This is a genomic window from Novipirellula methanifontis (assembly GCF_052161655.1).
Lineage (GTDB): Bacteria > Planctomycetota > Planctomycetia > Pirellulales > Pirellulaceae > Novipirellula.
Genome location: NZ_CP197418.1, coordinates 1988816 through 2012665 on the forward strand (window position 1 = coordinate 1988816; position 23850 = coordinate 2012665).

Below are 23850 nucleotides of genomic sequence, written 5' to 3' on the forward strand. Positions count from 1 at the left end.
CGGTCCTGACTTTGCGACATTCGACCCGATTGTCGCTACCCTCTGACACCTAAAAACCTGCTTTCTAAGGCCTGTGATTTATGTCGATTAGCGAAACTAGCAATTACGATCGCATCAACGACTACGCTTCGGTACGCATCTCGCTCGCGCGACCCCAAGACATCAAAAGTTGGTCCTTCGGCGAAGTTAAGAAGCCCGAAACGATCAACTACCGTACTTATCGCCCAGAAAAAGACGGACTTTTCTGCGAACGCATCTTCGGCCCTGAAAAGGATTGGGAATGTGCTTGTGGCAAGTACCGTGGAATGAAATACAAGGGCATGATTTGTGATCGCTGTGGCGTCAAGGTGACCCACAGTCGCGTCCGTCGAAAACGAATGGGGCATATCGAATTGGCGGCCCCCGTCGTCCATATTTGGTTCTTCAAGGCGATGCCCTCACGCTTGGGGAACTTGCTGGACATGAAGACCAGTTCGCTCGAAAAAGTGATCTACTTCCAAGACTACGTGGTAATCGAACCGGGCCAAACGGAACTCGAAGATCGCCAACTGTTGACCGAAGAAGAGTACCGTGCCGCGCGTGCTCAGTGGGGCAACGATGCTTTTGATGCCGACATGGGTGCCGAAGCCGTTCGCAAACTGCTGAACAAGCTCGACTTGGTCACGTTGTCCGAGAAGCTTCGTGTCGATCTGCACGAAACCGGATCGAAGCAGAAGAAAAAGGATCTGATCAACCGACTGAAAATTGTCGAATCGATCCGTGACAGCGACAACCGTCCCGAGTGGATGGTCTTGGACGTGATCCCGGTGATTCCTCCCGATTTACGTCCTCTGGTATTGCTCGATAGCGGAAACTTCGCGACGAGCGATTTGAACGATTTGTATCGCCGTATTATTAACCGTAACAATCGCTTGCGTAAGCTCGTCGATTTGAACGCACCGGAAGTCATCATTCGCAACGAAAAGCGAATGCTGCAACAATCCGTTGACGCGTTGTTTGACAACAACCGTTGTAAGCGACCCGTGCTCGGTTCGTCCAACCGACCGCTGAAGTCGTTGACGGACATGATTAAGGGCAAGCAAGGTCGTTTCCGCGAAAACTTGCTTGGCAAACGAGTCGATTACTCCGCACGTAGCGTGATCGTGGTAGGCCCGCGTTTGAAATTGCATCAATGTGGTTTGCCCAAGAAAATCGCACTGGAACTGTATCAACCGTTCATTATTCGTCGCTTGAAAGAGCTCGGTCATGCCGACACGATCAAGTCCGCCAAGAAGATGCTTGAGCGTAAAGACGAAGAGGTTTGGGATATCCTCGAGCAAGTGATTCGCAATCACCCCGTACTGCTAAACCGAGCTCCTACGCTTCACCGCATGGGGATCCAAGCATTCGAACCAACCCTGGTCGAAGGCAACGCGATCCACCTGCACCCGCTCGTTTGCAAAGGCTTCAACGCTGACTTCGACGGTGACCAGATGGCGGTTCACTTGCCGCTTTCGATCGAGGCACAAGTCGAAGCTCATACGTTGATGATGAGTACCAATAACGTCTTTGCACCGTCCAACGGTAAGCCGATTATGAGTCCGTCGCAGGACATCGTGATGGGTTGTTACTACATGACGATGGAACAGCCCGATCGTAAGGGCGAAGGCATGATCTTCTCCGGTTACGACGAAGTCGATTTGGCGACCTCTCAAGGGATCATTAATGTCCACGCCAAGATCAAGCTGCGTTTGCCGAAGTTCCAGAAACTGAAAACGAAAGACGAAACGGGCAAATACGGTGCGATCATCGACACCACTCCGGGGCGTGTGCGTTTCAACGAAATGCTTCCGGACGGGATGGACTACTACAACTTCCCAATGCGAAGTGGTGACTTGGCGAAGGTTATTTCGGACTGCTACCAGCGTCTTGGTCGTAAAGCAACGATTCACTTGCTCGACGATATGATGCAAATGGGCTTCCGCGAGTCGACGCGAAGTGGTCTGTCGTTCGCGACCGATGACTTGGTGACTCCAGACACCAAACTCAGCTTCATCAAGGACGCTGAGAAAGAGGTAATGAAGCACAAGAAGGCATATGACCGCGGGTTGATGACAGGTAAAGAACGTTACAACCAGGTTCTTGACGAATGGACCAAGGCTCGTGAGTCGATTACGACCGACATGATGAAAGCGATGGAGAACGACATTCGCGAAGGCGGATGGTATGTGAACCCCGTATTCTTGATGTCGCACTCAGGTGCTCGTGGTGGTATCGAACAAATTCGACAGCTCGCGGGGATGCGTGGTTTGATGGCGAAGCCGACCGGCGAGATCATTGAAACCCCGATTAAGGCGAACTTCCGCGAAGGTTTGTCGGTGCTTGAGTACTTCAGTTCAACGCACGGTGCTCGTAAAGGCTTGGCCGATACGGCACTCAAGACGGCTGACAGTGGTTACTTGACTCGTAAACTTGCCGACGTTGCCCAAAACGTCGTTATCACGATGGACAATTGTGGTACGACCCAAGGGATCACCAAGGGAGTCGTTTACCGTGGCGAGAAGGTCGAAGTCAGTTTGGTCGACTCGATTAACGGGCGAATTAGCCGTCAATCGATCGTGAACCCAGTAACCGATGAAGTCATCGTTTCTGAGAACCAGATGATCACGCCTGAGATCGCACGTCGGATCGAAGCGATGGGACTTGAGAAGATCCAAGTGCGTACTCCGATGACCTGTGACGCGCCTCTGGGTGTTTGTCGTCGTTGTTACGGAATGGACATGTCGACCGGTGCCATGGTCGAAGAAGGCATGGCGGTCGGAATCATCGCGGCACAAAGTATTGGTGAACCTGGAACCCAGCTGACCATGCGTACCTTCCACATCGGTGGTAGCGTGAGCAAGCAGATGGAAGAATCGGACATCAAGAGCAAGAAGACCGGTATCGTTCGTCTGACTCGGATGCGTGCGGTGCGAAACACCGAAGGTCGCAACATCGTGTTGACGCGAAACGGTGAAATCTCGCTGGTGGATGATCGTGGTCGCGAAATCGAATCGTACCCCGTTCCTACCGGTGCGACGTTGATGGTCGAAGAAAACGACACCGTCACCGAAGGGCAAATTCTTTGCGAATGGAACCCGTACTCGATTCCGATTTTGTCGGAAGTTGAAGGTAAGGTTCGTTTCGAAGACGTCGTCGAAGGCGAAACGATGCGTCAAGAACGTGAAGCAAGCGGTAACATCCGCATGATGATCGTTGATCACAAGGGTGACTTGCACCCGCAAATTGTGATCGAAGACACCGAAGGAAAGGCACTCGACGTTCAGTACCTGCCGGAACGAGCGATGATCATGGCGAAAGAAGGCGCCGCGATTACGCCGGGTATGGTGCTTGCGGAAATGCCGCGTGAAACCGGCGGTGTTTCGGACATCACCGGCGGTCTGCCGCGAGTCACCGAGATTTTTGAAGCTCGTAAGCCAAAGGATCCCGCGGTAATCGCGGAAATCGATGGCGAAGTCGAAATCTTGGCCGAGAAGAAACGTGGCAAGCGAACCATCGTTGTGCGAAGTGAATCGGGTATCGAACGTGAGCACCTAGTGCCTCACGGTAAGCACTTCCAAGTCCATAGCGGTGACATCGTTCGTGCGGGTCAAGCCTTGGTCGATGGACCTTTGGTTCCTCACGACATTTTGCGTGTCTCGGGTGAAGAAGCCGTACAGCAATACTTGCTGCACGAGATCCAACAGGTTTATCAATCCCAACGTGTGGAAATTAACGATAAGCACTGTGAAATCATCATCGCTCGCATGCTTCGTAAAGTGAAGATCGAGAACCCAGGTGACACGAACTTGTTGCCTGGCTTGGTGATGGATCGCTTCCAATTCCGCAAAGCGAATCAAGAGCTGTCCAAGTGTATCAAGATCGCCAACCCTGGCGATAGTGACTACAGCGAAGGCACGATCATTCCGAAGGATTCGTTCGAGCAAGCCAACGCCGAAATCGAAGCATTGGGTGGAACCCCTGCGAAAGGCAAGCGACCGAAGTCGGCTACCGCGAGTACTCAGTTGCTCGGGATCACCAAGGCTGCGGTTCAGTCGAACAGTTTCATCAGTGCGGCATCTTTCCAAGAAACCACCAAGGTGTTGACCGAAGCGGCATTGGCCGGCAAAGTCGACAAGTTGGTCGGACTCAAGGAAAATGTTATCCTCGGTCACTTGATTCCTGCCGGTACCGGTTTCCGCATCTTCCAAGAAGGCGAAGTCAATTATCGCCGAGAAGCTTTGGAAGAGTTGGCTGCCGCACCAGTTCAGTCGCTCGAGGAAAGCTTCCCACTGCTCAACGCAGGCGAAGAAGCCGGAGCTGCACCCGCAGCACCGGCGATTTCACCATTGGATATCTCGCCAGTCGATTCTCCTGCAATGGACGCCGAAGGCAGCGAAGCTCCAGCGGCACCTGCCAGTAACGAAGCCCTGGACAACATGTTCGGTGGCGGCGGAAGCAGCAGCAGTGGTGGTGACGAGCAACAAAGCTCCTAAACCGCAAAGTTGACAACACTACCTAAGTTGTCATCTCCCATTCGAAACGAGAAACGAGGCAGTGATCAAAGATCACTGCCTCGTTTTTGTTTTGGGCTTCGCATCAAGATGCCACCAAAAAACGCTCGTTCCCTGGCTCCTGCCCAACGCCGTGAACGATTTTTAGGCTGCAAATTACAGCATTTGCGTTTCGTAGCTACGCTCGCCAGAACGTGGATTGTTGGCATCCAATGCGAATCACCACCTTCTGGCGAAGTAGCTACCAGGAAATCGTTCACGGCATTGGGCGGGAGCCTGGGCACCAGTGGTGGCGTGCACTGAGAAGTGTCCGGAAACTTAAGCAATAATTTCGTTGACGATTTTGCCGTGGACATCGGTCAGCCGGAAATTGCGTCCGGCATGCTCGAACGTCAATTGCTTGTGATCCAACCCCAGCTGATGCAGTAATGTTGCGTGCAAATCATGCATATGCACACGTCCGGAAATGCTGCTGAACCCGAACTCGTCGGTTTCCCCGTGTGCATGCCCGCTACGGAAACCTCCGCCGGCTAACCAGACCGTGAAGCCACGCGGGTTGTGATCACGACCGGTCCCGTTGTCTTGTGCGTACGGAGTGCGTCCAAACTCGCTGCCCCACCACACGATCGTGTCTTCGAGCAAGCCACGTTGCTTGAGGTCGGTTAAGAGTGCCGCAATCGGTTTATCGACTGCACGAGCGTGCGTTTCGTGCTTCGGTAAATTGGAATGTTGATCCCAGGCAGGGTTTGCGGAGTTGTCACCGTAATTGACTTGGATGAAACGCACACCGGCTTCACACATTCGCCGAGCCATCAAGCAACGCGTTCCATACCGCTTCGTTTCGGAAGCATTGATTCCATACATTTCAATCGTCTCCGCAGTCTCGCTCGACAGATCGAGTGTCTCGGGAGCAAATTGCTGCATCCTCCACGCAAGGTCGTGGGACTTCATCGCTGCATCAAGTTCCGCATCCGGCAGCGGTCGTCGCCCGATCTGTTGATGATTCAATTGACGCAGCAATTCAAATTGCTCTTGCTGTAACGGATGGGCAATGTCGTTGCGAGTGAGGCTATCGATCGTCAACGAGCTGCTGTCGGCCCCGCCGACCTTCGTCCCCTGGTATCGAGGCGGCAAGAATGCGCTGCCGTAATTTCTAGCTCCTCCGTTTCCGATCGACGGTGCAATCGAGATGAATCCAGGTAAGTTTTCGCTTTCGCTGCCCAATCCATACAGCAACCACGACCCCAGGGAGGGGCGGATAAAGTTGGTACTGCCGCAATGTAGAAACAGCGTCGCGGGACCATGGGCAACTCCTTCGGTGTGCATGCCGTGCAACAGGCACATGTCATCCGCATGACGTGCCGTTTCGGGGAACAAGTCCGAAACCCAACGCCCCGACTCGCCATATTGATTGAATTTCCAAGGTGATTGCATTAAGCGGAACGCTCGTCCTTTTCCCGATCGGGCGAGTTGACGTGCATCGTCGAATTCGTATGACTGGCCATCATGTTGTGCAAGCAAAGGTTTGTAGTCAAAGGAGTCGACTTGGCTGACACCGCCTTGCATGAACAGAAAAATAACGCGTTTCGCCTTCGGGACCGACTGCGGTCGTTCGTCACCTGCGATCGCTCGATTCGTTTGAGCCAACACGTTGGTTTGAGCCAGAAGGGCCGATGCAGCCATCGAGCCAAAACCGCACGCAGTTTGTTGGAGCATTTGGCGTCGCGGTAGGGGCGAATTGATCATGACGTTTTCCCTTAAGGCAGGTAGCGGAAGTCGAGGGAAGCGAACAGCGAATGGATCAGCATAACTAACCGGTCCGTTTTGCCGGGCGTCGACGGTTGCCCTAAGAACGCCAAACATGTCGCTCGTTCATCGTCACTAGGCAAGCGATAAAAACAATGGAGATAGATGCTGTCCACTAAATCGCGGGGCGTTTCGGTGTCGCCAGTGACCAAGGATTGCTGTTGGCGAAAATGCACGGCGGCCGCCTTTGCACGGGCGATGATCCAAGGGTGATTCATCAGCACTAATGCTTGAGTGGCTACGGTGCTACGAGTGCGTTGCCCCACCGACACGCTGGAGTCCGCAAAATCGAAGGCTTCAAACAGGTCTGGTAACGAATTGCGAAACACAGGCTGGTACAGGCTGCGGCGTTGTGAATCAATGTTGTAGTTGTAGTCTGCGTTGGTCCCCGGACGGATCAGAGATCCTCCCTGCGTTAAATCCAATTCTCCACTGACCTTCAGCATCGCATCACGAAGCGATTCGGCACTTAGACGTCGAGCGTGGCCACGCCAGTAGGATTCGTTCTTCGGGTCGATCTGTTGGTTTTGCTGATTCAGTTCAATGTCATCAAACGTCAAGCGTCGACGATAGGCATCGGACATCACAATCGTTCGAACGAGATGTTTGGTCGACCAATTGTTCTGGATCAGTTCAAGTGCCAACCAATCAAGTAAATCGGGATGCGTCGGCGCGACACCTTTTGTGCCAAAGTTGTTCATCGAGTGAACGATCCCTTGTCCCATCAACGCACACCAGATGCGATTGGCGTAGACACGAGCTGTGAGCGGATTTTCAGCCGAGGCAAGCCAACGGGCGAGTTCCAGTCGACCGCTTGCACTGGCATCAATTGACGATGCTTTGCCATGCGGCAACGCGGTCAAAAAGCCACGCGGAACGGGATCACCCAGGTTGTGGGCGTCGCCACGGATATGAACCCTCGTGTCGGCCGGAGTCGCATTTTCAATCACGGTCATATAGCGTGGGCGTGCCGCCAATTGTTGCTCGAGCGATTTTTGTTCGACTTCCAAAGCGGCAATGATTTCGGCTTTCTCAGCAGCCTGCTTCTGTTTCTGTTCGTCTTCTGCACTGCGATTGACACGCGTCGAAGTTAACGCGACTTGTGTGTTTGGATTGGGCGACTTGTCGGCGAGCGGCAAAAATTGGACGGCATCGACGATGATGTGGCCATTGGAGTCCTCGTTCGAAACGATGACAAACGCTTGTCCGTTGGGTTCGAATTCAAACTCGCCTAGTGAGACCCACAATCCCTCTTCGGGTGGCACTTTGCGTTGGTTGATCCGCAGAACGGCTTGTTCGTTGGCGCTGAAAACGCGAACCACCGCGTTGGATGCTCGGTTGGTGCCCGCTGAATAAGCCAGCCGAACTTGGTACTTTCCAGGCGGCAAGTTTTTGGGCTCGAAGGTCGCCGTCTTCATTCCTTTGCCATTGTTGGCATCGTGAATGTAGCCGTCTCCGATCAAGCGGCCGACGGAGGTGGAATGAGTCCAATCCCCCACCAATTTTGCTGCCGCGCTGTCCACGACAATACCATCGAGTTCGCTCAGCGGGATGATGCGATTCTGTTTCGTCAATTCGATGCTGGACGATTTTTTTAGCGAAGCCAGTTCGTCTTTTACACTCGCAAGCGTTTTGCTGAGCGAATCGTAGTGAAGCTCCATCGATTCGCTTAGCGGCAGCGGTTTCTCGATCCAACGCGAAAGGTTTGAGTGTGACAACGCGGTAGTTGACCGAAAGATCCCAGCCAAAGCGTAGTAGTCGCGTGTGGGGATCGGATCAAACTTATGATCGTGACAGCGAGCACACCCAATGGTTTGCCCAAGAAACGCGCGTCCGATTGTATCGAGCTGTTCATCGATAAGATCCATCTCGAGCTGTGTCTTGTCCTGCTGCTCGAGATTTGAATTTGCCATCGTCAGAAACGTGGTTGCAATGTGTTGCATTTGCTTCTGGTGCAGGTCGTCGCACTGGATTAAGTCGCCAGCGATTTGTTCGCGGATCATTTGATCAAATGGGCGGTCGGTGTTGAATGCTTCGACAAGGTAATCACGATACCGCCACGCTTCAGGAAAAACGAAACCACGCAGCGTGATCGATTCTGCATAGCGTGCAACATCCATCCAGTGCCGTGCGAAGGTCTCGCCAAAGTGCGGGGACGCGAGCAATTGATCGACTAGCGTTTCATAAGATCCCGCGTCGTATGCAGCTGACTCGCCATTGACCGCCGATGTGGGTGTCGGGGGAAGTCCCGTCAAATCAAAATGCAGTCGCCGTACCAAAGTGGGATGATCGGCCGCCGAAGTTGCTTGGATCCCCAAATCGCGGAGTCGCCGATTTAGAAAACGATCGACGATTGATGTCGAGGCATCGTCAAATTCCGACGGAACCTCTGAGACGCCAATAGGTCGGTAGGCCCAATGCTGTTGAGCTTGCTGAACGGACAATCCCAAAGGCGATTTCGGTGCCCCTGAATGCTCGTCGGCTTGGCGAGGATCATGAGCACCATCCGCGATCCATTTTGCAAACGCATTGATCACGTCGTCGGGCAATTTGCCATCGGGCGGCATTTGCAAGTTCGGGTTTTCGTAGCGGAGGGCTGTCATCAGCGTACCGCGATCATCGTGGCCGGGAACAATCGCGTCCCCCGAATCTCCGCCGGCTTGCCAGCCCGGTTTTGAATCGAGCCGCAATCCGCCGCTCACTTCCGTTTCCGTCGAGTGACATTCAAGGCAATGTTCGATTAACGCAGGACGAATCACCGATTCAAAAAAAGAGTCTTGCTCCACGCTCGATTGCTGGCCAATCGGTTGTGCTGGGCTCGATGCTTCTTGGCCAACCAGCACCGATGGGACTAAAACAAGTCCAGCAATGGCACTGAGGGCGAAGACCGACCGATGAATTCGTGAAATAGAGAGACGTTGGGACATCTTGTATTTCGGCGCGGAGAGGTAGGGTGGGGGGCAGGCATTCACAGTTTATCCGAAAACCAACTGCGGGGTTGGATTATATAGAGATGCCCAAAGTTAAAAATTTTTTCTCTTGACCTGAACAATGCCCAACGTTTATTTCATAACGAGGAAATAAATCTCCTGACTTGGCCAGAGCCCAGCGAAAAAATCGACGTCGCTTTTACCAAGCCTCCCTTTTTTAATTAACCAGTTCAACCATGGAAGGTTGCTCCTATGGCCGATGCCACCGAAGGCGTCCCCTTGCTGGACGTGAATCGTGATAACCGCCCTCATCGCGAAGAATTCATCGAGGCGCTGACCGAAGTGCTCGACAGCGGGCGTTTCTTGTTTGGTCCTGATGTCTCCGCGTTGGAAGACGAAATTGCCTCCTATAGCCAAGCCGATAGTGCTATCGGATGTGCCTCGGGAAGCGATGCATTGCTGCTCGCTCTGATGGCACTCGACATCGGGCCTGGCGACGAAGTGATCGTCCCTAGTTTCACCTTCTTCGCATCCGTTAGCTGCATCACGCGACTTGGTGCGACGCCCGTCTTTGTCGACATCTGCCCGGATACGTTTAACGTCGATCCCGAAGCGATCCGCAGTGAGATTACCGATCGCACTCGTGCGATCATTCCCGTCCATCTGTTCGGTCAGTGTGCTCAAATTGATCGCATTTGCCAAGTCGCAGGGGATCACGACATCGCGGTCATCGAGGACGCTGCCCAAGCGATTGGTGCGGCATATCACTCGCGCCCGGCGGGCAGTTGGGGAAAGATCGGTTGCTTCAGCTTCTATCCAACCAAGAACCTTGGCGGAATGGGCGACGGCGGGATGATCACCACCAACGATGCTGCGACTGCTGACCGCTTGCGATTGTTCGCCAGCCATGGCATGCGGCCCCGTTATTACCACCAAGTCGTCGGCATCAATAGCCGCTTGGACACATTCCAAGCCGCCGTGCTACGTGTGAAGCTGCGTCATTTGGACAAAGCGGTCCAAGATCGTCGCACCAACGCCGACCGCTACTCGCGATTGCTCAGCGAAGCCAACATTGTTGCCGCCGACCAAATCGTGTTGCCAGCGACGGACCCGAATGCATTCCATGTCTGGAATCAGTTCGCATTGCGAGTGGGCGAAGGCCGTCGTGACGCCTTGCGTTCGCACTTGTCCGAGCGAGGCATTGGATCCGAGGTCTATTACCCAGTCCCGATGCACGAGCAACAATGCTTCCAGAACCTGAAGTTCGATCGCGATGCGTTGGTCGAAACCGAGCGTGCAAGCAAAGAAGTCTTGAATCTGCCGATCTTCCCCTCGCTTACCGAAGCGGAGCAGCATCGAGTGGTCAAATGCATTAGCGGCTTTTATGCGGCTGGGGCAAAATCAGCGGCAGCTTAGCGTTCACGCGAAAACCCAACGACTGATCCTGACGAGGGATCGGTAAAGTGATGCAATCACAAGCTTTGTACGAAAAAGCCCAGGGGTGTAGATCAAACTACACTTCCTGGGCTTTTGCCATTAATTCACCGACCATCTGCTGCATTTTCTCGTAGTCCTTCTTGTGTTCAGCACTCATGCCGCCTTGGGGGATTTCCGAGTTTTGCTCTATTCCACAGCAATCGGGGAAATTGGCAACAGATACTAAGCAGGTAGGCAGGAACCATTGGGTGAAATCCCGTTAGCCGTTTGGACGCTAGCCCCGGTTCTGTGGTGGCGAAACCGGGGCTAGCGCCCAAGCGGCTAACTAAATCAACAGGCCGCTAGCGCCAAAACGGCCAATTTACTGAAAGACTCCTGCCTAACTGCTTAGGCAGCGAACGCCATGTTGCCCCCCCGAGCAGGGTCGGCCGGCGTTAAGTTGAAGAATTCAGACGTTTTTTTCTATGATCCGCCTCAGGACGCTGTACCGACCTAGCGATGGTTAATGCGACATCGATACGCGTAATCGAGTAAGAATTGGCGAGTTTTGCGGTCATTATCGGTCAAATCCGATCACTTGCGTCTTGTCGATTCCCAAGCATTACGAATACTATAAGGTTGACGGGTTTCTGGGAGGCTTCGGCATTACCATGGTAGACCTGAGCAGCTTACATTTCGAAACTCACCAGTCCGACAGGGCGACCGAAGGAGTTTGACAACGATGGCAGTAAAATTAACCGAACGAGCCGCAGAAGAAGTAAAGCGGTATCGTCAAGAGAATAACTTTGATGAAGCGACTGCGCTACGAATCGGCGTTGCAGGCGGTGGTTGCAGCGGCTTCAACTACACGCTTGGCTTTGACGATAAGTACGACGAAAAAGCAGACAGCAAGTACGATTGCCACGGCGTCGAAGTGATTGTCGACAAGAAAAGTGCATTGTACCTCGATGGAACAACCGTCGATTGGTACTCCAGCCTCGAAAAACAAGGTTTCACCTTCGAGAACCCCAATGCCGTGAAGAGCTGCGGTTGCGGAAGTTCGTTCCAGGCATAACCTGCGTTTGACAACGCCCCCATTTTTTTAAACACAAAACGCCCTGTTGCTTAGCAGCAGGGCGTTTTCTTTTGACGACGTGTGTGTAAAAATCCGACCCTGGTTTGACTTCACTGCGGACAATTTTTGATCCCAGCACATTCGTCAAACGACTCTCCAAGAGGTATCTGGCTGAATGAGCGTTGCAGCACCTAAGAAATGGTCCGGAGCCGATTCGGCCTCTTTGTACGAAGTCGACCGTTGGGGCGACGGATACTTTCACGTCACAGAAGACAGCCGGTTGATGGTTTCTCCCAGCCGAGATCCTCTGCAATCAATCGATTTGAAAGACCTGGTCGACGGGCTGACTCAGCGGGGACTCGACCTGCCCATCTTGATTCGCTTCAACGGCATTTTGCGAGATCGTCTGAAACGGCTTAGCGAGAGTTTTGCTGATGCGATCGAAGAACATCAGTATGGAAATTCTTATCGCTGTGTGTTCCCGATCAAGGTGAACCAGCAGCGTGATGTGGTTGAGCAATTTGCCAAGCACGGTCGCGAGTTCGGTTTCGGAATCGAAGCAGGCAGCAAACCAGAAATGCTGGCTGTGGTGGCGATGACCGATTCGGATACGCCGATCATCTGTAACGGTTTTAAAGATGACGACTTCATCCACCTCGCCATGCGGGCTCAGCAAATCGGCCGTACTGTCATTCCAGTGGTCGAAAAAGTCAGTGAACTCGATCTGATCTTGAAGCACTCCGAAGCGCTCGGCGTTCGTCCGACAATTGGAATGCGAGTCAAGCTCGCCACGCGAGGGTCAGGCCGTTGGCAAGCCAGTGGCGGTTACCGCTCGAAATTTGGATTGACGGTTGCTGAAATGCTTCGTCAATTGCAGAAGCTCGAAGATCGCGGGATGGCCGACTGCTTCAAGTTGCTGCACTTTCATGTCGGTAGCCAAATTACACACATTCGCCAACTCAAGGCGGCAATTCTCGAGGCGGCGCGTATCTACGTTGACCTGCACCGCCGCGGTGCGGGGCTCGAAATGCTGGACGTCGGCGGCGGTCTGGGCGTCGATTACGACGGATCGCATAGCGACAACGAATCGAGCATGAATTACTCGATGCAAGAGTATGCGAAAGATGTCGTCTACTTGGTGCAAACGGTTTGCGACGAAGCCGAAGTTCCGCACCCGGAATTGATCAGCGAAAGCGGTCGCGCCGTTGCCGCGCACCACAGTGTTTTGGTCGTCAACACCTTGGGCGTGACCCAGCAGGGAAGCGTGCAAGATTTGCCCACAGATATCCCAGACGAATACGAGCAGCCAGTACACGATTTGTGGATCAGCTATCGTGATTTGACCTCCGCAAACATGCTGGAGACGTTCCATGATGCACAGACATCGCTCGACCTTGCGATGAACTTGTTTAGCGGTGGATACTTGCCGTTGGAACAGCGCGTAGTCGCTGAGAATCTCTACTTTGCGATCTGCAACCAGGTGCGTGAATTTGCCAGCGAACTCGAACATGTGCCAGACGACGTCAAGCACCTGAATCGTTTGCTGTCGGATATTTACTTCGCCAATTTTTCGCTGTTCCAGTCCGTGCCTGACTCCTGGGCGATTGATCAGTTGTTCCCGGTGATGCCGATCCATCGTTTGGACGAACGGCCGACGCGTCATTCGGTGATCGGGGATATTACCTGTGATAGCGATGGAAAAATTGACAAGTTTGTCGGCGGCGAAGGGCCCCAGCGAACGATCTTGCTGCATGAGTTTGCAAAGCAACAGCCCTATCAGATCGGCATCTTTATGGTGGGCGCGTATCAAGAAATTCTTGGCGACCTGCATAATTTGTTTGGTGATACCCATGCAGTGCACGTCGATTTGAACGGCGAAGCGGTCAAGATTGAATCGATCGTCAAAGGCGATACCGTCAGCGAGGTTCTTGGCTACGTTCAATACGATGACAAAGAATTGATCCGGCGACTGCTGGACAGCATCGATGCGGCCGTCAGCAGCGGAAAGATTGACAATGTCCAGGCTGGTGAGATGCTTCAATTCTACGAGCGAGCCTTGGGAAGCTACACCTACCTTTCCGAAAACGGTCATTCGCTGGCTCACATCAAGACAGCGTCAGAAAACAATTCGTAAGGGTGCAAGGTTGTTGACCGCTGCGTTTATTTGAGCGTCACGGCGTCACATTTCCTGGGCCTGCAACAGACATTGATGAGATCCGCATTGCCGTCGTGGCGATGCGGATAGCTATGCTTCCATGCGGTTGCCAATCTGGCCACCCGCTTCCCTACTCTCTATAGAGAAACACGTTTATGACAACCTATCCCGAAGACGCGGATGGTGCGGTTCTCGCAAACCTTCAATCGCTGGGTGTCGACATGTCGGCTCCGCTACTGATCGAGTTCGCGGTTGATGCACCGGACGAAGCGTCGGCCCGTCGCATTGACAAGGCGTTAGTCGCCAAGCAATACGAAACCGAAGTTTATTACGATGCGGGCGAGCCTGATGAAGACGAGGAAGAACTCGAAGAAGACGACGAGGAATTTGGCCCGTCATGGACAGTGTACGCCAACGTGACGATGGTGCCCAATTACGACGAGATCATTCGTATCCAAGCTGAGTTGGACGAATTGTCCAAGCCGCATGGCGGACGTAGCGATGGCTGGGGCGTGATGATGGATGAAGAATCGCAGCCCGAATCGATGTGATCTGGATTGGAATTCGCCGTCGACTTTGGAATCCCGTCGACTTTGGAATCCCGTCGACTTTGGAATCAAAGTCGACGGATTTCAAAACAGGGGCGTAGCTGCCGTTGCCAGACGGCGGAAATCCACGCTCTGGCGAGTGTGGCTATGAAAGTAATAAACCGCACGCCGCCGAGACTTCAGGCGACATTAGCGTTAGAAGCCACCGGGGCTGCTGAATTCAGCGTAGTCGTCAAACTCGCTGTGGCGTTCCGGGGCGCGGTCGCTGAACCGTGTAAAGTCGCCTTCCCAGGTCAGCGGAACGTTTCCGATCGGCCCATTACGCTGTTTCGCCATAATGATTTCAGCTTGCCCAGCAAACTGGGCCTTGTCTTCGCCGCGATGGTAATACTCTTCGCGATGCACAAACATCACCACGTCGGCATCCTGCTCGATTGCTCCCGATTCACGCAAGTGGCTCAGTTTTGGTTGGTGATCTTTGCTGTCTTCGGCTTGCCGATTTAACTGAGACAAACACAGCAGCGGTGTGCTCAATTCACGAGCCATCCCTTTCAATCGCCGTGCGATCTTGGAAACCTGCTCTTGCCGTGGGTCACGCGAGTTATCGGGTTCAATCAGTTGCAGGTAATCGATCACGATCAGGCCGAGGCCCTCCTCGCGTCGCTTGATTCGACGTGCCGCAGCGGCAATTTCACTCACGGTTCGGCTCGGGGAATCGTCGACGTACAGCGGCGCTTCACTGATTTCGTTCGCCTTCTGAATTAGCCTTTCGCGATCGTCCGAGGAAATGGTGCCGTTACGCAATCGGTGACCGTTCACGCGAGCGAGCGAACAGAGCATACGGTCAGCAAGCTCGATGCCTGACATTTCCAGTGAAACAAACAGGACCGGCAACTTTTGATTGATGGCCACCGTTTCGGCAATGTTCATCGCTAGCGCGGTCTTGCCCATCGAAGGGCGGGCGGCCAAAATGATCAACTCGCCGTTGTGCAAACCGCCGGTCATGTTGTCAAATTCGGTGAAGCCCGATTCGCAACCGCCGTCCACATGCTCGCCACTCATGCGAGCTTCCATGCGATCCATTGCCGCATGCAGTACATCGCTGATGCTGTGGACCGAGTTGCCTGATCGGCCGTCCATGATCGCGAATATCTTCTGTTCTGCCTGAGCACACATCTCGCGTGCTTCGCTGTTCTGTTCGTACGAATCGCGAAGGATCTCGGTGCTCGCTTCGATCAAACGACGATAGACCGCCTTTTCTGAAACGATCCCGGCGTAGTAAACCGCGTGAGCCGCATTGGGGACCGCACCGGAAAGCCGCGCTAGGTACGCCGCCCCACCCACTGCCTCGTAGTCTTTTGCGGTCCGCAGTCGCGAAACCAACAGGGTGATGTCGATCTTTTGTCCCTGATCGTGCATATCGCGAAGGTGTTCGTAGATCTTTCGATTCGCGTCGTCGAAAAAGTCTTCGGCGCGAAGCGATGCAATGTCGTCACAAACGATCGGCAGCAACAGAATACTTCCGATTACCCCCATTTCCGCTTCGAGATCAAAGGGCGGTTGCCGCTGAAGGATCTCGCTGGCGCTGGCTTCTTTCTTCTTTTTTTTGCCTTTGAACTGGTAGTCGTCTGCGGTCAAGGTTCCGGTCCGTGGAGTTCAGGAAAATAAGGGATGAGCGATAAAGAGTAGGATAGGATTGCAGGCGTGCGACTCGGGAAACGCAGGCTGGAAGCCTATGCTACGTGGTGACGACACGCCTGGAAGCCTATCCCACATTTGATCGGGCAGTCCCGAGTTGTGCAACCTGATTGAGGGCGACACTCGCTGGCGTCTTATGCTGTTCGCAGCTGGTTCTCAATCCGGTCAATGGCTTCGCGAGCGGAAACCGAAGTGGGGCCACGGCCGATCGCTTTGCCGCTTTCAAGCCACTTTTTGACGTTCTTTTCCGCAGCGATCGCGGTGCTATGTGAGCGGCCGCCAAAATGGTTTGCGATTTCGGCGTATGCCGATGACGTCAACTGCCGCGACAAATACATCGCTAGCATGCGTGGTTCGCAAACCGCCCGTGCTTGCGACGATCCACGCAAATCTTCGACCGGCACCTTAAAGGCTTCGCAAACCGTTCGCTCGATGGTGCTTAACGTCACCGAGGCTTGGCCGACACGCAGCAAATTTCCGCCGAACTGGCGAATCTCGTCCATCGTCGCCATCCGCCCAAACATCTTTTGCAGCGTCGCAACGAGGTTCACGATTCCGCTGAGCACACGACCGTCACCGGCAAGTTGAGCATTGACTTCCGTGATCATTTCATCAGGCCACGCGATCGAGCATCGCTGTTGGACCAAACGGCGAAGCACCGTTTCTCGGGTGGTTGCGTCAAGCGGATGCATTGGACAAACCAAACCGCTGGCCATGCGTCCGGACAACTCTCGCGACAAGCCCTCGATTTCCGAGGGTGCTTGATTCGCGGTGAAGATAATCGGACGTCCCGCTTCGATCAACGCTTCGACTGTGTAAAGCATTTCGCGAAGCGTCGCACTTTTGGCACTCAGGAATTGGACGCCGTCGATCAGCAACGCGTCGACTTCGCGATAGCGTTTGCGGAAAGCAGGTAGCCCCGTCGTGCCAACCGATTTGCAGAAGTCATTGGTGAATTTTTCACCCGACAACTGAACGACGGTCCGCATCCGATGTCGGCGACGAAATTGGTCGGCGATAGCGTTGATCAAATGTGTTTTGCCAATGCCCGACGGTCCGTACAGGAACAACGGCGTCGCACTGCCGGGACTCTGGCACGCCATCATCACGGCGGTGTGGGCGAGTTGGTTTGAAACGCCCGATACAAAACTGCTTAATGTCATCAAGTCGCGAGGCAGCACTGGCTTGCCATCCGCAGGTGCAGCTTGGTTACGTGTGTTTGAATTCGCCGCGGAAGTTGGGCTCGCGTTATCAAAGATCGGCAGCGGCGGTTGGACGCCATCGTCGACGGGGCGTGACTTCTTTGGCTTGGGCGAACGCACCGATCCGGCCGCGATCAGCGACGACAACGACTGTGCACTTGACCGTTTTCGTGGTGCGGAACCGTGCTGGTCGCGAGACCGCCCGGTTTGGGATCGCGTTCTGCGTGGCGTGGGTTTATCCGAAGCGAACTTTGTCGACGCCGCGGCCTGAACCATCGGCGAGTCTCCGGCGACATCACTCGACGCAGATTCTTCAGATTCAAGTGGCAGCTCAACTTGCGTGGGTTCTGGGCGTCCAAGTTCGATGGCAACCGCCAGCGTTGAACCACAGGCCTGAGCGGCCGCTGCACGGATCTGTTGCAAAAAGTTTTGACGCAGACGGTCCAGTGCAAATTGACCACTAACCAGTACGACCAAGCGTGTACTCGACGGGAGTGTCGAGGTCATCGCGACCGAGCTAGGTGATGGATTGCTACCTTCGTTCTGCGACACACCCTGGGCGACGATGTTGCCATCGTCGGCATTAAGGGCGGGCGTCGCTTGAACTGCGAAGGCGACTCCGTGGGTAAACCACATCCGGAATCGATCTGCACCGATGCGCTCTTTCAAAGCTTCCTTGAATGTTTCGACAACAACCTTGTCGTCGATGCAGCCGTGCGGTGCAGACATACCGGTAGCGCAATCCTCCTTCATGGATATTTCGCGGTGCAACCAACACGCCATCACCTGGATGGATCCGCAAACCGGATCGCCCAAGCAAGGACGCGAAAATAGAATGCCGTTGGATGGCCGAGTTGGGAGTGCAGCCGAAAGCGTTGGCGATTTGAAATCGTGCCAACCTAGCTCCGCTGGGCGGCAACAGTGCCTTCCCAAACTCGATCGTTCACATAGTACTCGCGAACAAAGGACTCTTTCTTAGAACCCGCCTCGTGCTTTTTGAAGCACACTGTCTCGTTCGCGTGAGGCCAGATTCTATGGTTGCTAGCATCGAAGTCAAATACCTCTGCACCTTCAATAAGAAGATTTCTTTAGCGTGGTGGTCTGACGTCCTCACAATCCAAAAAAGACCACGATACGGCACTCTCGTTTTGCGGTGGTCTAGCGAGTTCAGACGGGTCGTTAGACTGGGCGCGTTTGTGGAAAATATGTCGATAACAATAACCTCGCGTGAACTTCATTTTTATCCGGTTGTCGTAACGGCTTTACCATCAATGGCTTATGGGGAACGAGTCTGGCAAATTGGCTTTTTTCTGAGGCTGATCCCTTGTCAGCTTAATTTTTGTTTCAATCAAAGCGACTTCGATCACAGCGACTTCACCCAGACGGATTCCTCCAGCATCGATTGCAGGCCAAATTGTCTGTAGAGTTTGCCGGCAACAAGATTTTGTTGGTCCACTGCCAAGATCAATCGGCTGGCGTGATACCCCTCGGCAGTTTCGATGACCGCCTGCATCAAATCGGCCCCCAATCGCTCTCCCCGAGCCGCGGGAACCAACCCCATGTAAACGAGCTCGACGACTTCGGGCGACGTACCGTCATCTGGCGCCACGTCTGGGTCACGGTTCGCATTGTGACGTGCCAAAATGACCACCCCAATCGGATCGCCCGGCGACGTTCGTGGTGATCCTTGAGGCTCTTTCGCCTGAGCTGGGTTGGCAGCTGGCGAATTATCGCTGTTTCGTAATACCGTAAACCAGCATTCGGGGGCAAAGGAGGCGTTGGCTTGGTAGCCGGCGATCGTTTGATCGGCAGAGCGATAGTCCAGCAAAGCGGGGCAATCGAGCGTCTCGATGTACGTCTGGTGAACGAGATTCGCAAACGCGGGTAGTGTTGAGTCGCTTTCCCAATCGATTGGTGCGAGCGTTAATCGAAGCGGCCTCGATGCGATGCCGGCCGAAGCGGCATCCTCAGACGCCGCTGGGGCGGAAGTCGCGTTTTCCCCGGTAACAAGTGATTCAGTGACAAGCGATTCGATGACAAGTGATTTCGTCATGTATTGCAGGTCAGCGACCCACTGGAATCCCAAACCTTCGAACCAAGCGTCCGATACCTCGGATGAGCCGTTCTCGTCCCATGCCCACTGAACAAAAGTGACGCCTCGTTGGGAAAGTGTCTCGTCGAGGCGTTTTTTTATTACCTGGATTGTCCGTGCTTGCTTGGAAGCGGGCACCTCGCCGATCCAGCTGGCATGAAGTAGCGTGGCAGAGTCGTTCGGAGAGCTCGCCGAACCAGAACGTTGGGGAGGATGGATCGCTACAGCGGCCGCTAACGGCTTGCCTGAGGCGGATTCTGGATCCATTGCCGTCACGATCAGTACGCAGTCCTGGTGCCCATCATCCAGCAAGCTTCGAATCTGATCGACGACGATCTGGGCGCGTCCAATGGACAAATCCTGTAGCAAGTCCGGCAAAATCGCAGGAAGATCCTGAATCGGGGCAATTTGGGAGCAAATGGAACGCACTTTTGGATCTTTCTGATGTCATTGTGAGCATTTATGGATCGCAGTTTGATGTCGCAACACACGTTGGCACCGCGTCACCCAGCCACCAGACCCTATCAGAATGCACTGGTTCTACGTATGATATGGGCTTGATTTTAACGATAATGCGGGACAGTCAGTTGAGAGAAACGATGAAGACTAAACACCACTTCGCGTCGAAATTAGCCCTTACGGTTGCGGTGGGGTTTGTGACGATGTTGACCGCAAATACTGCGGAGGCTCAGCTGTTCCAGCGTCTTCGTGCTCGTTTAGCAGAACCGCTGATACAGCCACAGCCTGCACAGCGCTTGCCCCAGCAGCCTCAATTCCAGCAACCCCGCCCCTCGCAAGCTCAACCGCAGGCACAATCGCCGCTACGGCCTGTCCAGCCTTTGACGCGAGGCAGCTCGTCAATCCCAACTCTGCGGCCCACGACACCCCAAACGCCCCGCCAACTCGGCAGTGGGTCGCTGGGAATCGATGTCGAGCAGGATGCTGTGACGATGCAGGGACTGCGAGTCACTCGTATTTCTGCACAATCGTTGGCCGATGAGGCGGGGCTTCGCGAAGGGGACCTGATTGTTGCCATCGATGGTCAAGGAACCCCCACGATCGAGTCGGTCGTCGCCGTGCTTCGCCAGAGAAGTGCTGGCGACACCGTGGTGGCACGCGTGATTCGTGAGCGAAGGCTAGGGCAATTGAGGATTCCGTTAATCGAAAAACAAACCGTGCAGGAATCGCCCGCCAACCGTCCTGTGGCTTCGGCAAAACCGCCAACTCGGCAACCGGAAACCGCACCCAAGCCTGCAATTCAACAACCCAAAGTTGCTGTCACGCCCGCGCCCGTGGCCAAATCAGTACTCAAGCCTGTCGAACCGGCCCCTTCCGCAATGGATGTCGCCGAACCAGCCATCACGACTGATTCCATTTTGGATCGCTTGGGTGTCCAAGTCGAAGACGCACAAGTCGTTCGAGGGGCTGTGGTTACCGAGATCGCCCCTCAATCGATCAGCGAGCGTTTGGGGCTACGAATCGCAGACCGTATTGTTTCGGTTGATGACGAATTCGTATTCACGGCCAATCGATTTGAATGGCGTCTGCAGCAGTGGAATGCCAAAAAACCATTGAAAATACAGCTGATCCGCGACGAACGTTTGCTCACACTGTCGCTGGATCCTAGCCGCCTCGATACGCCGAATTCCGCAGAGCGTGATGCGGTTGCGGAATCAGGCGTCAAAAATGGCCAACCGGCAAACGCGGACGACAAGGAGAATTCGATGCTCGAAGGAGTCGGCTCCGCCCTGGGAAGTTTCTTTGCTGGCAAAAGCAAGGATTCGAACCAATCATCGGCTGATAAGACTCCGTCAGCACTTGGTGCCGCTCCTGTCGTCAAAGCTGATGCTGAGTTGGATGCCGATCCATTGGCCTTTGGAGACGAGGAAGCGGTCGACCAAGCTGCTTTTGAGGAATCGGGGACGCCGATGGTGGCTCCGATTGAGCGATCACTCGATGTGAAACCGTCGTCCCGCCCTCAGCCAAAATCGAATTCCGAAGCAGATCCGCCGTCGCTAGAGGCACTGGAGCTGCCTGCGGGAAATCTCTCGAAAACTCCGTCAAAACGGGCAACGACCAAGCGGGGCGAGGAACTTGAAGCCGAAATTGAGCGATTGGAACGTCAGCTCGAAGAAATGAAAGCAAAGGCTGACAAGAAAAAATAGCAATTTGTTGCAGTCGAAAGTAAAGATGTAACGGTTGTCTGGACGATATCGGATGTGACGAGACTTTGTGCAATGTGGATTGCAAGGGTCGATTCGTCGCAAACGCACCTGACAACTCGCCGGAAATCACGAAGGCACATCTATGAGCCGCACGTCGAAGCAACAACGCCTGACTCGTTTGGCTGTAGCCACCGTTCTAACGGGCGCCTGTGTCATCTCGACTACGGGATGCCAAGTCGCTCTGAATGGTCAAACACTACCGAGCCCGTACTACCTGCAGGACGATGTCCAGTACTTCCCGGCAGGTCCCGAGTTCAAATTGCCGCGTGAAGCGGCAGCACTGAAGGCCGCTCGTGCCGAAGAAAAACTGAATCGGCGATAACCAAGAAAGGCGAATGATCGATCGCAGTGCTGAATTCAGCCACGATCCCGTATCTTTCGCGTTGGGGCAATGACGAGCGACATCCGCTCGTTTCTCATCTTTGAATCGTCGTGAATCCGACGGATCTTTCTGCGCGGCCGCGAACTTATTCGTCCGAAGCTCGCATGAACGCGCCCATGATCGAGTCATAGTCGCAGATCTCTTCGTCACGGAAGTAGAGCTTCAGCTCTCGCTTGGCCGATTCGACCGAGTCGCTGGCATGAACGAGATTCATTTGCCGACTGCTGCTCAGATCGCCACGAATGGTGCCGGGAGCCGCTTTGAGTCCGTTAGTGGCGCCTAGCATTTCACGGACAACATGGATGACGTCCAATCCGTCGATGGCCAGAGCCACAACGGGCGCCGCGGTGATGAACTCTTCCAATCCGCTGTAAAACGGCTTTTCAACGTGTTCGGCATAATGTTGTTGTGACAATTCGGGAGTCACGCGAAGCATCTTCATGCCCACAACGTGAAGCCCCTTAGCTTCGAAACGAGCGATGATTTCGCCCATCAAACGTCGTTGAACACAATCAGGTTTTAACAGCACCAATGTACGTTGCATCGAACAGCAGACTCCGCGCCAGCATCCAAAACGAGCCAGCAAAATCGAGGAACAAAATAGAAGTTCCGGGGATTATCGACAGCAATCTTCCGAGCGCGAAGCGGGGGGACACAAAGGTTTTATCAAGCGGCGACACGCTAATCGCCAGCGACTCTTAGCAATGTGATTGTTTTTTCGCTCGCATTGATTTCGAATTTGAAATGCTGCAGAAAGCTCAACCCTAGTAGCGGTTCCGCATCCGTAGCGACGGCATCCAGGACAGCGGCCTCGACATTTTCGGCCTCAAATTCGCCAATTCGAACGCGGGGCAAGATAATCGCACGGGCTGGAATCGTCCGTCCATCGGCCATCACCAACGTCACTTGGCGAGCATCCACGGGGACCTCGACGCCTAGTTCGACTGCGGACTTTGCGGGCAAGGTCACCATTGATGCGCCGCTGTCGACGATCATGTGCATCGGCTTTGAGCCGACAACGACGGTGACGCCAAGCGAACCGCCCGATCCGGGAACCAGCGGGATCGATTCACGGAAAATTTCCTGTTCGACCCGCTCGAGTCGCTTGTCGATCGACTTCAAAATGATTTCGGCTGACAATTCCTGTGGCGTTTCGAAATTGGTTGCCATCACACGCAAGGCAATTTGCGTTTCCACTTTTTGAAGCGATTTCGAAAGCTGCTCATGCAATTTTTCGTAATCGGCTCGGATCGCAAGCACGGTTTCGGCATAACTTGTTTCCGCCTCCGTCAACTTGGCTCGCTCCGCCGCCAGCTGTTCTTTTAGCGTTTCGCGGTTGGTCATTGCTGCCCGAATTTGGGCACGGTTCGCTTCAATCAGCCCCACAAGTCGGTTATTGGCCTGAACATTCACCCCTGCCACGCGAGCGAGCTGCAAATTGAGTTCACCCACCTGAGCGTTTAACTGCTGCAATTGAATTCGGTTCGCGTTGACCTTGGCCTCGGCAGCCTTCCACGACTGCTGAATCAATTTCAACTCACGCTGCTGCCGCGTCAAACCGGTCAAGGCACGCGAAATTTCGGTCGAATTTGTCGGTTGGATCGACTTTCCGCTCTTACGGAGCCCTTCGCCCTGAAGGATTTTCTCGGCCTTTTCGACCACTTCGGGGCTGTATTTTGCCACATCCGAAGCGAGCGCATGCGGCAAATCTGGTAAAAAGAACGCTGCTAAACACACCACGATGACGCATCGAAATCTCATCCACCGGCCACGACTCGCCCCACGTTCA

The 23850-nt window shown here is 54.0% G+C and carries 14 protein-coding genes; 7 read left to right on the forward strand and 7 right to left on the reverse strand.

What is annotated here, in order from left to right; genetic code table 11:
* Nucleotides 1-80: 80 nt before the first annotated feature.
* On the forward strand, nt 81-4514 hold the full coding sequence (gene rpoC, locus SH528x_RS07035) for a DNA-directed RNA polymerase subunit beta' (RefSeq protein ID WP_442509809.1): 4434 nt from the start codon (nt 81-83) through the stop codon (nt 4512-4514).
* Between the two features lie 336 nt (nt 4515-4850).
* On the opposite strand, the gene SH528x_RS07040 is transcribed toward rpoC, so the two are convergent.
* Together SH528x_RS07040 and SH528x_RS07045 are read right to left on the reverse strand one after the other, a co-directional pair.
* Nucleotides 4851-6278 carry a DUF1501 domain-containing protein gene (locus SH528x_RS07040; RefSeq protein WP_442509810.1) on the reverse strand — a complete coding sequence of 476 codons (1428 nt, stop codon included), beginning with the start codon at nt 6276-6278 and terminating at the stop codon, nt 4851-4853.
* Nucleotides 6279-6289: 11 nt separating this feature from the next.
* Nucleotides 6290-9265, reverse strand: a complete 2976-nt coding sequence (locus tag SH528x_RS07045; protein WP_442509811.1) for a DUF1553 domain-containing protein — start codon at nt 9263-9265, stop codon at nt 6290-6292.
* Nucleotides 9266-9520: 255 nt separating this feature from the next.
* On the opposite strand from SH528x_RS07045, the gene SH528x_RS07050 reads away from it, so the two are divergent.
* The 4 genes from SH528x_RS07050 to SH528x_RS07065 all read left to right on the forward strand — a co-directional run bounded on the left by SH528x_RS07050 (nt 9521) and on the right by SH528x_RS07065 (nt 14465).
* Nucleotides 9521-10684, forward strand: coding sequence for a DegT/DnrJ/EryC1/StrS family aminotransferase (locus SH528x_RS07050; protein ID WP_442509812.1), 1164 nt, complete (start codon nt 9521-9523; stop codon nt 10682-10684).
* Between the two features lie 742 nt (nt 10685-11426).
* Nucleotides 11427-11759, forward strand: coding sequence for a HesB/IscA family protein (locus SH528x_RS07055; protein WP_442509813.1), 333 nt, complete (start codon nt 11427-11429; stop codon nt 11757-11759).
* Nucleotides 11760-11934: 175 nt separating this feature from the next.
* On the forward strand, nt 11935-13893 hold the full coding sequence (speA, locus tag SH528x_RS07060) for a biosynthetic arginine decarboxylase (RefSeq protein ID WP_442509814.1): 1959 nt from the start codon (nt 11935-11937) through the stop codon (nt 13891-13893).
* Nucleotides 13894-14069: 176 nt separating this feature from the next.
* A complete protein-coding gene (locus SH528x_RS07065; protein WP_442509815.1) occupies nt 14070-14465 on the forward strand; it encodes a ribonuclease E inhibitor RraB in 396 nt (131 codons plus the stop codon).
* A 192-nt stretch (nt 14466-14657) separates the two neighbouring features.
* On the opposite strand, the gene dnaB is transcribed toward SH528x_RS07065, so the two are convergent.
* The 3 genes from dnaB to SH528x_RS07080 form a co-directional block, all read right to left on the reverse strand.
* Nucleotides 14658-16100, reverse strand: a complete 1443-nt coding sequence (dnaB, locus tag SH528x_RS07070; protein ID WP_442509816.1) for a replicative DNA helicase — start codon at nt 16098-16100, stop codon at nt 14658-14660.
* Nucleotides 16101-16294: 194 nt separating this feature from the next.
* The gene (locus tag SH528x_RS07075) at nt 16295-18115 is read right to left on the reverse strand and encodes a DnaA/Hda family protein (RefSeq protein ID WP_442509817.1); all 1821 of its coding nucleotides are present in this window, start codon (nt 18113-18115) and stop codon (nt 16295-16297) included.
* A 610-nt stretch (nt 18116-18725) separates the two neighbouring features.
* Complete coding sequence (locus SH528x_RS07080; protein WP_442509818.1) at nt 18726-19883, reverse strand: GNAT family N-acetyltransferase; 1158 nt, start codon at nt 19881-19883, stop codon at nt 18726-18728.
* A gap of 170 nt (nt 19884-20053) precedes the next feature.
* Between SH528x_RS07080 and SH528x_RS07085 the strand changes: the two genes are divergently transcribed.
* Nucleotides 20054-21619 carry a PDZ domain-containing protein gene (locus tag SH528x_RS07085; protein WP_442509819.1) on the forward strand — a complete coding sequence of 522 codons (1566 nt, stop codon included), beginning with the start codon at nt 20054-20056 and terminating at the stop codon, nt 21617-21619.
* 142 nt (nt 21620-21761) lie between these two features.
* A complete protein-coding gene (locus tag SH528x_RS07090; RefSeq protein ID WP_442509820.1) occupies nt 21762-22001 on the forward strand; it encodes a hypothetical protein in 240 nt (79 codons plus the stop codon).
* Nucleotides 22002-22146: 145 nt separating this feature from the next.
* Here the strand turns inward: SH528x_RS07090 and ndk are convergent, their stop codons facing one another.
* Entirely contained in the window at nt 22147-22605 is a 459-nt protein-coding gene (gene ndk / locus SH528x_RS07095; RefSeq protein WP_442509821.1) for a nucleoside-diphosphate kinase, read from the reverse strand.
* A 137-nt stretch (nt 22606-22742) separates the two neighbouring features.
* Nucleotides 22743-23822 (reverse strand): TIGR02281 family clan AA aspartic protease, encoded by a 1080-nt coding sequence (locus tag SH528x_RS07100; protein ID WP_442509822.1) that lies wholly within the window; start codon nt 23820-23822, stop codon nt 22743-22745.
* Between the last annotated feature and the right edge of the window lie 28 nt (nt 23823-23850).